At 41.3% G+C, this 11,313-nt stretch carries 9 protein-coding genes and 1 pseudogene; 2 read left to right on the forward strand and 8 right to left on the reverse strand.

Features of this window, described 5'->3' with window-relative positions:
- The 3 genes from JW841_09165 to JW841_09175 form a co-directional block, all read right to left on the reverse strand.
- Positions 1 to 4,225 (reverse strand): hypothetical protein (locus JW841_09165; GenBank protein MBN1961104.1); only part of this gene is annotated, 4,225 nt, incomplete at its 3' end.
- Positions 4,226 to 4,552: 327 nt separating this feature from the next.
- The gene (locus JW841_09170) at positions 4,553 to 4,885 is read right to left on the reverse strand and encodes a hypothetical protein (GenBank protein MBN1961105.1); all 333 of its coding nucleotides are present in this window, start codon (positions 4,883 to 4,885) and stop codon (positions 4,553 to 4,555) included.
- A gap of 267 nt (positions 4,886 to 5,152) precedes the next feature.
- Positions 5,153 to 6,055 carry a hypothetical protein gene (locus JW841_09175; GenBank protein MBN1961106.1) on the reverse strand — a complete coding sequence of 301 codons (903 nt, stop codon included), beginning with the start codon at positions 6,053 to 6,055 and terminating at the stop codon, positions 5,153 to 5,155.
- 357 nt (positions 6,056 to 6,412) lie between these two features.
- Between JW841_09175 and JW841_09180 the strand changes: the two genes are divergently transcribed.
- On the forward strand, positions 6,413 to 6,670 hold the full coding sequence (locus tag JW841_09180; protein MBN1961107.1) for a VTC domain-containing protein: 258 nt from the start codon (positions 6,413 to 6,415) through the stop codon (positions 6,668 to 6,670).
- A gap of 94 nt (positions 6,671 to 6,764) precedes the next feature.
- Here JW841_09180 and JW841_09185 read toward each other — a convergent pair whose 3' ends face one another.
- Both JW841_09185 and JW841_09190 read right to left on the reverse strand, forming a co-directional pair.
- On the reverse strand, positions 6,765 to 7,178 hold the full coding sequence (locus tag JW841_09185; GenBank protein ID MBN1961108.1) for a hypothetical protein: 414 nt from the start codon (positions 7,176 to 7,178) through the stop codon (positions 6,765 to 6,767).
- 126 nt (positions 7,179 to 7,304) lie between these two features.
- The gene (locus JW841_09190) at positions 7,305 to 9,092 is read right to left on the reverse strand and encodes a hypothetical protein (protein MBN1961109.1); all 1,788 of its coding nucleotides are present in this window, start codon (positions 9,090 to 9,092) and stop codon (positions 7,305 to 7,307) included.
- Between the two features lie 276 nt (positions 9,093 to 9,368).
- Between JW841_09190 and JW841_09195 the strand changes: the two genes are divergently transcribed.
- Entirely contained in the window at positions 9,369 to 9,881 is a 513-nt protein-coding gene (locus JW841_09195) for an SDR family NAD(P)-dependent oxidoreductase (GenBank protein MBN1961110.1), read from the forward strand.
- Here JW841_09195 and JW841_09200 read toward each other — a convergent pair.
- From JW841_09200 to JW841_09210, 3 genes and pseudogenes are all read right to left on the reverse strand, one after another.
- Complete coding sequence (locus JW841_09200) at positions 9,833 to 10,096, reverse strand: hypothetical protein (GenBank protein ID MBN1961111.1); 264 nt, start codon at positions 10,094 to 10,096, stop codon at positions 9,833 to 9,835. The genes JW841_09195 and JW841_09200 overlap by 49 nt on opposite strands.
- Positions 10,093 to 10,503: pseudogene (locus JW841_09205) on the reverse strand (transposase). The gene JW841_09200 and the pseudogene JW841_09205 overlap by 4 nt, the downstream one beginning before the upstream one ends.
- Before the next feature lie 112 nt (positions 10,504 to 10,615).
- On the reverse strand, positions 10,616 to 10,915 hold the full coding sequence (locus JW841_09210; protein MBN1961112.1) for a hypothetical protein: 300 nt from the start codon (positions 10,913 to 10,915) through the stop codon (positions 10,616 to 10,618).
- Positions 10,916 to 11,313: the final 398 nt, after the last annotated feature.

Consider the following 11,313-nt stretch of genomic DNA (forward strand, 5'->3'; position numbering starts at 1 on the left):
CCGGCAACTCGAACGTAATTTTTTGGACAATGCCAAGAAAAGAATTGTCTATTAAAAAATATACATTCACGTCATTCTCGATCTCTGTTTGCTTATGTTCTATCTCGTTTATTTTATTTTGTACTATCTTGCGAGTCTTTATAATATTATCCTTTGCTAGCGGCAAGTTAGCTGATTTGCTCATTCTTAATTTAATAATATCTTCATCGCATTTTTTAACTTGACGTATTAATGGCTCGACTATCTGATATAATCTTCCTAGTCGTACTATATTTATATAGTATTTAACCTCAGCATTAAATTGTTTTGGCAACTCTTTGGCAGTATTGGTTAAGGCTCCTGTAGCATTGGCAAAATTTTGCTGATACCTTTTAAAGGTGGTTGTATATCCTTCCAGCGAAGTTTCTATATAGCTTGGCTCTGGCAGATTAACTTTTGGCAGCTTTTGAAGGTTGCCTTCTTTGATTATTTTCGCTGCTTGATTTAAAGCATCTTGGATTTTAAAGCGTTCTTGCATAAGATCAGTAATTACTTTTTGTGCAAAATACATTTCTCGCCGCACATTACCCAGCTTATTGGCAGTGATGATTTGTTCATTAAAAGTGCGAGCAAATTCTTGTATATATTTAAAAGCATCACTTGAAGAGGTTGCGGTTTTGCCATTTTGAGTACAGGCTTTTTTATAACTATCTGCAAATGTTGCAGCAGCGCTGTAGTATTGTCGTGCTGTTTGTACATGATCTAGTAGGCTATTGCTTAATTCTACATCAGTAACCAGCGCTGTTTCAGCTTCTTTACAGTCAGATTTTAAAGCTTCGATCATAGTAGAGCCGAGCTCTTTGATTTGTTGCGCAAATTGTGCGAGGCTTGCTGGTGAATCAGGATTTGGCAAAGGTATTTTTTTATAAATAGAGGGTATCGCTCTTGGTTTAGGGGCCGGCGTACTAGGTTTAGATGGCAGAACACTAGGTTTAAGTGATGGGGGCACGAGTGGTTTTTGCGGCGTTTCTAAGAATGATTCGGTTGGTAGTATCTCACCCCCTATTGACTTTATAAGCGCATCAATATCACTAGCAGTAACTTTTGGTATAGCTGGCCCTGGAGGTATACGGTTGAGGTTTAATATTCTTGTGGACATTTCAAGGAAATGCATCCCATTTTCTATTGCGCTATTAATATCTGAATATGCCGGATCAGCTTTTAGCACCCTTGCCTCCGCCATTAACTCGATTGGAGAGATGCTATACCGTAGCGCCTCTATATCCGTAGCCAATTCGTTATTTATTTTTTCTAGTGCCTGGCGCTGTTGAGCCCAAGTATCAGCAAGCTTTTTTGCAGCTTCACCTTCGGCTTTTGTTGTTTCTCCAAATTTTAAAAGGAGTGTCTCAGCATCGGTTACTTTTGCAACTAACGCAGTTGCTTGCTGTTGCAGAGGTATAAGACCGAGAAGATCAGTAGGCTTAAGCAGCGGTTTTGGTTCTACGGATTCCGGAGGATTTTGTGTTGGCTTGCTTGGTTGCGGTGCCACAGACTCTGAGCTTGCTGAAGGTTTTGCGATAGCTGTAGGTTTTGCACCAGCCGCAAGCTCTGCACTAACCGTAGACTTTGCGCTTACCGGCACTTCTCGCCAGGCAAGTGTTTTAAAATACGCAGTCAAAGCATCGCGCATACGCGCTAACGAAGTTGTGCTCGGGTTATTGCGACACTCGCGCATTGCCTCTAATACAACTGCAAAGGCTCTGACTTCTGCTGCGTTAGGTTGATACCGTACCCCTTGGCGTCGCGAGCGCACATCTAAACCAACTGCGCGTTGCACTCCATGTGCCAGCCGCATTGCCAGCAAAAACTGTACGGTATGCTCAAGAGCCAAATACAACCCATCGAGATTACCCTGCGCTTGTAACAGAGCAATCGTATCGATAGCTCCTAAGCAAATAGCTTCCTCGGTAAAATAACGCGCTCCTTCACCAGCCTTGCTTGCTAAATTTCTAGCTAGATGTGCTTGTGTGCTTTGCGCACTACGCGCTGCTGCGGCTTTATAAACGCGTTGCACATGCCGCGCCGCAGCTAGTTGCACAATTCCCATCATCAAAATGCTGCGAAAATATCCACCTATACTAAAATCAATCAGCTCATACTCGCCAATCGCCCAGTTAAATACATTCATACCCATTAGAAAGCTAATGCCATCGTAAGTTACCCCAAGCGTGCATAAGCTTAAAGCTTCTAAGCCAAACGCGCCGTTACGCGCTAGATTCAATAGCTCTGCTGCTGATACTGCTTGTTTACCGAGCAATAAGCCGCTTGCTAACCCAGAGGTAGCAGTACCAACTGCCACCATCCCCACCAATTGCGGGGAATCTAATATACGAAGCACACCCATACCAAATTGCGCGGCATAGGAAGGCTCGGCTGCTTTGATGGCGTCTAGAGCCTCGTCGATATTTTCTCTGTTAATTATTTTTTGCAGCTCAGCATGCCGCCCATCACGCTCAATGCGTTGCAGACGCGAGACCTCTGCTTCAAAAGCAGCCACATCATAAGGCATAAAAATATCAGGCTCTGCTTCGCCAGCGCCAGTATGTAGTGCCTGATAAACAGCTTCTATTTCGCCCCAGTGACTTATGGCTAGCCTGCGTATCTTGGGTGAGGACAGCTCGCGGCTTGATAACACCAACCTGCGATTAGTTAAATTATGCCGCAGCAACACGGTATGAATTGCCAGCAGCAATGAGCCCTTGCCGTCACTGGTATAATGAAAGCTCTCGTTATTGCTGCTTTTATGGCTTAAATACGAGTGCATGGTTGCCTGATAGACCAACAAGGCATCACCAACGCGACCTTCTTTAGCCCTCTTTTGTATATATGAAATACGCGTGGCTAACACGCTGCTGTGCGAAATCTGTTTGTCATTACTTACCGCAAACTCGGCCATTGCCCGCAGAACCGGATCAGCATCAACCTCCACTGTTTTCGGTGAGATCGACTTGCCGTCGGCTATCCGCTCACATGCCGTATCTATGGCGCTAATGGTGTGCTCAAGTCTAGCAATTACCTGGCGCTCGCTTGCCTCGCCTAATAGCTCTGGATCGTGGGCGGTTGCTTTAAAGGCAGCCTTGGGGTCGCCGGCATATTTATCTACTGCGCTCAATCCGGCCTCAAAACGCCCGGCTCGTTGTGGGCTGTAACCGCGATTAACCCAATTATTTAGCTCCAACAAATCGCGCACTTCGCTGACACAGGCACTTATGGGGCTAAGGCTTAAGCGTAGATTGCTTTGTATGCCGGAGTCTTTATTAAGCCGCGCTTCTAAAGCGCGCTGGGTGTTATCTAGGTCAGTGGCTAGGGCTAACTTTTGCTGCTCTAAATGCTTATATATCGTGTAGTTTTTAGAGCCGAGGCGCTCTTGTAGCTGCAAATCAACAAGCGCGAAATATGCTTGTATGCATTGCATACTTGCCTGCGCTGCCGGTGAGGGAACGCGAGTGCTGGTGACATCGGTACTCTTATGTACACTAAGAGACGGGATAGATAAAAGCTGCGTTAGCGCAGCGCGGCTATACTTCTTAGCTCGGGGATTATCAGCAATGGGGCTTATTCCCGACTTATCTTTAAGGTAGTTGTCAACCTCGGTTGGGGGACTATTGCCGTTAATAAGCTCTAGCACAACCCCATCAGCATCAATGCTGCTGATACGATAAAGCACCTGGATATTCTCACCATCAGGCTGCCAAATATCTTTGTCGCTGCCAAAATACTCACCGCTGCGCCAAATTATTCCTTGCCCGACATCAAGCTGCGGGATTTGATTGGCCTCTTGCGCTATTGTGTGTTCTGCTGCTGCCATGATTGCCAGCAGCTCGTCTTGGGCACGCTTAAAGCGAATCTTTGCAGCATCATCAGGGGCCTCTTGGGTAAATGCTGGATCTAAAGCAGTCTTATAGTCAGCAATTAAGCCGTTAATGCTAATAGGGTTTACCGTGATTACCGGGCATTCAAATACTTCGTTAGTGCCATTAGTGCTGGAAGATACGGTGACAGTAGCCTTAGCGGCATGGGTTTTACTAGCAGTAACATTATTTTTATTAGATTTCGTAATTTTGCCGTTAGTGGCTTTATTGTGGCTATCATCAGAAATATCGCCGATAGTTGCCGGCAATTGATCGTTTGCGGCAGTGCTGCTTGCTACCTCATTCGTTCTTGTTTTAATAATTGGCGGTGTCACGCAATATTCTCACTTAAGCATCGTTATTTTAGCAGCAAATACAGAAAGCTTATATGCTATGTATCGGCAACTACCGTGTAAAATTGCTTATTTTTTTAATTGAGCGGACGAAATAAATTATTATACTGATGCATTCAGGGCGTGTCCCTGAAGTCGCCGCATTTTGGTTGTCATCCCCATAAAAATTAAGGATCCAGGCGTATTTTAAACCATACTTGATGCCCGCGCCGGAGCCTGTACTCATCGCCATTTTCACAGAGAGTAACTCCAGTGGGGATCGGCATGACGTAGTAATTTCGCGAGGATATAGACATCCAGGAATATACTCTAATTACGAGAGATTAAAACGAAATCGATAGCATCAAGCCAATATTGTGTAGTACCAAGGATATTGCGCGCAGCGTTAAGTCCATTATAGATATTATCTATTGCGGTATTTCCATGCTCAGCATAAGCTTGAGCTACTATCAATTTAATTTCTTGTTCATTAGTTAGATTGCCGAGCGCATACATATAAATATGGCCATTATATAATGTATTATTTATGGCTGCAGTACTTAATTCGGACGTTAGTTGTTCTAGGGTTCTTACTGTACCTTCCGCAGAGGTATTTAGCGTATTAATTGCTAGCATAGTTTTAATACCACGAATGACATTCACTCCTGTCTGGTAAATCTCTTGCAACTGCTGTTTATAGTATTCTAAAGGAGCAAATACTGTTTTTGAATTTTTCTGACAGCAGTTAATATCTTTTAATAACTTATTTACTTGTTGTTGTCGCGCCTCAATAGCGGCAAGAATAGTGTGCGCTTCTTTCTGGTAGTAGCCTCGATTGCGTTTAATGCCGGCATGGCGTTAGCAGGTAGACCTACACCTTTATATAAGCCAAAAGCAGTGGCGAGAAGCGCGCGCTTGGCGGCATTTTGCTTATCTGGCGCTGCCGCGCTCGCTATCAAGCTTAAACTGACCTTCTTTGGGATCAGAGAGAATAATTGGATTTACCTGCCATATTAGATCTCTAAACATTTCAGGAGCAACCACATGATAGTTGATTGCCTCATTATGCAAGCGGTTTATTGCTTCGTTATAGATATCATTTGGGGTTATTTTTAACCACGAGGTTTGTCCTAGTTGGGCTGGATCATAGATAGTGCCGGAGCGTAAATCACGCAAAACAGTCCACAGAGAAATAGTAAGGCGCAAAAAAGCACCGGCCGCATCAAAAGCGCGCGGGCTATGATCGCTGCCGTTGAGAAAATTAAAGCTATTATAGCCATCGATCAATAAAGCATTGAGAACCAGCTCAACCTGGTCACAATAAGCTGAGAAAAATTCAGTGGCTTGAATTACTACGGTCTGCTGCGTTGATGCGATTGCCCACTCGGTAAGGGGATTAGTCGTAAGACCGAATGGCACCGATGCTTCAGTATCAGCAATGCTACAAAAGCTCGCCGGCTTGCTTGCTAGGTTATTTAACGGCGTCTGTTGGTATTGCGCGAAGCTTGACGCCATAAATTGTTGCAGCGAGATGCCTTTAGGCGATTTTAAGCTATTATTTTTTGCAGTATTAATAATATTATAGTTAGCGTTGCAGTAATTCTGAGCCGGCGTAACTTTAAAATAATCAGAGCTTGCTTCATTTTGTGGCGCAAAGGCCGGCTGAAGCGACCATTGCGAGTTATCGACCATACCCATAAACGGTAAAGCTTCATTAATAGCATTAGCTTCATTTACGTTAGATTCGGTTGTTGGAGTACGCGACGTAACCCGTGTAGCATCAGTGCTATAGCCTGACGCGGTTAGCGGATATTTAGTATTAGTATCAGACATTTTTAACTCTTAAGCTTTTTATTTTATCGTGCTGTGGCGATTTATGTTGCTAATTTCCTAATTTAATTATCCAGTTATTCATTAAACCGAGACCTTGCCAGCGATCGTTGCTTGTCACTTATATCGTCGTTCACGTATACTAAGCGTAGTATTATTTTATAGGGCTGGCTTTTAAAGTGGACAAATAGGATGGAAACGCATTCTTCTAACACGCTAGCTGATGCCAAGCTTAGCGCGCGGTTACACGATGCACTGGCACGGTTTGAGCCCGCACGGTTTGAGCCCGTAGCCCCCCATGCAATAGCTGCGAGAGATCTTCTGCGACGTAGCGTAACAAAGTATGTATTGCCGTTATGTATGCTTGACCGAGTCTTACTGGCGCTTGCCAAAGACTACGGCCTGCGGCCGGGCATCGCCACCTTATGGGCGCATTATGTTACCCACTACTACGACTCGCCCAACTTCGAGCTTTTCTGCGACCACAGACGGGGAAAGCGCATTCGCTACAAGATCCGCGTGCGTCACTACCTTGATCGCAAGCTGTCCTTCACAGAAATTAAAAAGCGCATAAAACCGGCCTTCACCGAAGGTCTTATGCCCTATGATTTTTTTTAGTATTTAAAGCCATGTTCACGAATAAATAAATATAACAATAACGTATTTAGATACAAGTCATAAGTATTTGCTAATCACTCGCAATAATTTTCACTTAAAAATTTGAGTTTACCATAACATCTTTTATATTTGGCTCAAAATCAGAGATTTTAGCTGCATATGAGTAATGCGAAATAACTTTTTTATTAGGCATATAAAGCGGGAACGAATTTCCATGTATATCTAATATATTGCATGTTTCATTATATATTAAAGCATCGTCAAATGTTTTTGTGTATTCATATACTTCAAAATATTGCAAAGTTGGATCTTCAACAATAATAATTTTTCTTTGACTATTTGGGTTGTGATAATATATTTTTCGTCTTCGCGAATACGCAGTGCAGTGATCACCTAATAACTCTTTAATTGTCTTATTTAAATCAGCTGGCATATATTTATCTACATATTGAAGAGCATAGTCTATTTTTTTACGACGACCTTCTGATGTTAAATTGTAATTTCGCACATAATCTCTCATTTCTTTATTCAATCTATAAATATCACAGCCAGGTGCAGAAAGATTAATGTCTTTTGAATAGAAAGAAAAATAATCTGTATCACCTGGTTGTAATTTTTTCTTCTTTTGAGGATTTTATTTTTTTCTAATCTCTCTATGTGGTTCTCTATTATCTGGTGTAATTTTATTATTTTTATCTCTAATATTATATTTCTCATCGTATGGGCGCGACTTATTAGTACTTATGCCCTTCTCAGATTGATAAGAACTATTTGAAGTTCCATTCCCCTCCATCTTTAAAGCAGTAACACCAAGGCCCGCGGTAGCCATACCTATCTCGTCAGCTGTTTTTGCACCAACGCCAGTTGGCATATGTTTTATAACGTTCTTAATACCTTCAGTAGAAACACTTATTGCTGGGGCTGGCGCTGTCACTAGCTTCTCACTACAAAATGCCGGCAAACCATACTTGGGCACTGGTATATTTATTGCTGCATCTGGTATCTTATCTGCGGCTTTTTTGGCTGCTGCAAAAACTTTATCACTCTGCTTTAAGCCATATGCCGTACCTGCCTTTAGTCCTTTAAACACATAATATTCTGCTATTTGTATTGCTGCTTCATTAGTTGCCTTCATCGTTAAAGATATACCCATTCGATGAGCTGCATCTATTTTAGCTGATATGGGTTTATTGCGCACTTTGTCTATTTCTTGATTGCTTAAATATGGCCACATTTTTTCGGTGGCACAAGCGACACCTGGTATTTGCAATTCTTTTGCCAGCAATTCTTCAAATTGCGCTTTATTCTCTAAATAATAATCTGCGTTTACTCCGTCATGCTCTGCCTGATATTTTTTGTTTTCTTTCTCATTACATCTTTGTACATATTTTATGAGAAATAATTTAATTACTTTTTTATCTATGGTCTCTAGTATCTTACCTGGTATCTTTTCAAAGTTATGTAAAAGATACCTGACTAGTGATACTTTTGCTTTAGCATACTGTTTATCATGAGCTATTATCTCTTTACCTGTATTGTCTATTGTTTCACCATCAGTTGTTAATACTCTTAAGCAAGCAGCAAAAAATCCCTCAGGCTTTACCACTTTTATCAACTTGCCGCGACTCATATCTGGCCTGGTCATATAAAAATCATATTTGTCTTTTGCTTGTGCCACTATTGTATAAAATTTACCTACTACTAAATTGCCTACTTTAAAAACATTACCCTCACGCTTGGGCTTACCCATGCACATAATACCTAGGCCGGTATATGCATCTACTAGCCATCCTTTGGCATCTATAGTGTATTGCCCAATAAAATTTGCTTGCCTCGCTTTTAGCTCATCGACTGTAAAGGCACGCTCGCCTTGGCCTATTGCATTAAATAAATTGAATAAGGTTAAAAGCGGACCAAACTTTGGGTTATCCTCATGCTTAGCTATTTGCTGCTGCAAGCGCCTTTCAATACTAGCTGATATTTCTTTAGCTACATCTGGGGTTATTTTATTATCTATTATGCTCTGTGCTTCTATGCGAGTTAAGCCAAGGTGTGATAATTCTACTAACTGCGGGATATCATCAACTTTAGTTGAGCCATCAGTTGTTAATAAAATCTTAGCTTTTTTGCGACCACCTATTAGCGCATGAATACCACTAGCGGCGTTGCGAATTATTGGCTGCTTAATTTCTAGGGGCACTTGTTTAAATATGCCTATTTTATAAAAACGTTCACCTTGTTGTGGCTCAATTACTACCGCATCATAATTTTTTTTCTTGTTAAACTTGCTGGCTTCTTTCATCGCCGCGGAGGCTGTCATTTTTTTGGCGACAATTTTTTCTAATTTTATCGGAATATACCTCTGCTGACGCTCATCGTAGTATTCGGCTAAATTTTTACCGTTTGTGTAATTAATTGACATTTTATCTTAACCAATTTTGCAACTTTGCATAATACTAAGCTACCGTTAATTTGTCTCGATTGACTAATTAAGTAGTTTTGCATGCATATAACTACCAAATTTACAACGCTAATTAGGTAGTTTATTTTGCTAATTAATAATTCTTACTTAATGTGCGCTATTTTATCAATCAAGTCAATCATTTATTTTAACAAGTCTTAGTTGCTATTATTTTTTTAATTTTTTTTATATAGCTCTAATTGCTCATAGCAATACTAATCACTTATACACTTTGAGATGGACACAACTTTTACTGACCGTATTATTTTAATCACTGGCGCTACTTCTGGTATTGGTGCCGCATGTGCCGAAGCTTTTGCTGTTATTAACGCTAAGCTTATATTAATCGGACGACGTCAACATCGGCTTGAAGAACTGCAAAATAAACTTGGCGGCGAAAAACGTGTTTTAACAATTACATTAGATATTAGTGATACAGCAGCAACTAAAAATGCATTAAAAAACTTACCTAATCCATTTGCCCAAGTTGATGTGCTAGTTAACAATGCTGGGCTAGCTTTAGGTTTTGAACCTGCACAAGAGGCCTCACTTGATGATTGGCATACAATGATCAATATTAACTGGTGCGGTCTTGTAACCTGCACTCATTGCATTTTGCCAGGTATGGTTGCACGAAATTGTGGGCATATAATAAACATTGGCTCTATAGCCGGACTTTACCCCTACCCCAACGGTAATGTTTATAGCGCATACCTTTTAGCACGTGCTGCAGCCTTTATACTGCCGTGATAATGCTCCCAATCATGCACACTTAGGCCATGTTCGGTTTGGTCGAGTAATCCGCGACGAAGACAAGCTTCGACAAATTCTTCAGCGTCACCTTTCCAACCTGCGCCGATTGCAATGTCTTCAGAATCAAAACTGCTTAGGTCGCCATCAGGCGCCATTCGCAAAACCCAGGTCCACAAAGAACAGATAAGACCAAGCGCATGTGCACGAGTCACGTTACCGTCACGTGACGATTGGTTCGCTGTACTTCACGACTGCGCATGTGAACGAAATGCATGCGTAACACCAACAGCTCGCGAAGCCGTTGTGTATCAGCATCCGGTATGGCTACTGTGCGAACGTAAAGGTCACGGCGCACATCATCGCAGATCTCAAAAACGTCTCTGGTGTCGTCTTTTTGTCGTCCGCGTCTTGCTTTGGCGCGTACTTCACGGGCATCGATGACAATCGGCACCAATCCAGCCTTGGCGAGTTCGCGAGCTACGAATATAGAAGTCGTACCAGTTTCAAGGCCAACACGTGTACCCTTAGTCAAGTGTTGTTCGCGAACAAAAGCCGCAATAACTTCTCTTGAAGTTTCAAACTCTCCGGTAGCGACGGTATCACCGTTAGCTTGATTAACATGCTGAAATAATCAAGATAATATTCTAAGGTTTAATACTTCGCACTCCAGAGGCACTAGCCTGGTGAAAAAACAACAAAAAAACATGTAGCAAAATGGCACACCAACAACATTATGAATATCTCGACATAAGCTGCAAAAGCACCTTTGCAAGATTTTCGACTATATAAAGTTCATTCTCAGAAAGCTGAACTCTATTAAAATGGATATCTAAAATTTTTTCTAACGGAATGTCGGCAGATTCTTTTAATTTAGCTATATCAATATCTCTTTGTACTTTATAAAAATCAGTTTTCGACATGTTTTGAAGTACAGATAAATCATTATTGTCTTCATTTAAAACAAAGTCTTTTAAAGAAACAGCATTATTTGAATTATCATTTATAAATTTCGCGGATTCATCATTAGACAAACTTAAAGATGATTTGCGATATCTCCAATGGGGTGGATTACTTTTGCTTCTCCATTTAATTTGTCTGTTTGCGTTACAAAGCACCTCTTAGCGTTGATTTTGATCTTTATCTGTTGATGTTACAGATGTCTGCAAAAAATATATACAGACCATCCCAAAAACAAAACCCAATAAAGAAAATAATAGATTATGTTTCATAAGTACCACGTGAATTTGATGCATTAAGTGGCCATCACTGCATTAAGCGCAATTATTATTACTGCCATGAATGCAAACATGGCTTTTATCCTAAGAGATACCAAAATAGGATTGCCAGCAGATGGTGATGTAACCTACGAGATGGAACGACGTATATTAGATTTGGCGGTTAACAGCACTTATCGTGAATGTGTTGAGCG

It is taken from the genome of Deltaproteobacteria bacterium, from assembly GCA_016931625.1.
Lineage (GTDB): Bacteria > Myxococcota > XYA12-FULL-58-9 > XYA12-FULL-58-9 > JAFGEK01 > JAFGEK01.

What these genes read in the sequence shown, in the direction of transcription:
- JW841_09175 (MBN1961106.1), bottom strand. Translation starts at nt 6,055, where the DNA reads ATGTCTGATACTAATACTAAATATCCGCTAACCGCGTCAGGCTATAGC.
- JW841_09180 (MBN1961107.1), top strand. Translation starts at nt 6,413, where the DNA reads ATGCTTGACCGAGTCTTACTGGCGCTTGCCAAAGACTACGGCCTGCGG.
- JW841_09190 (MBN1961109.1), bottom strand. Translation starts at nt 9,092, where the DNA reads ATGTCAATTAATTACACAAACGGTAAAAATTTAGCCGAATACTACGAT.
- JW841_09195 (MBN1961110.1), top strand. Translation starts at nt 9,369, where the DNA reads ATGGACACAACTTTTACTGACCGTATTATTTTAATCACTGGCGCTACT.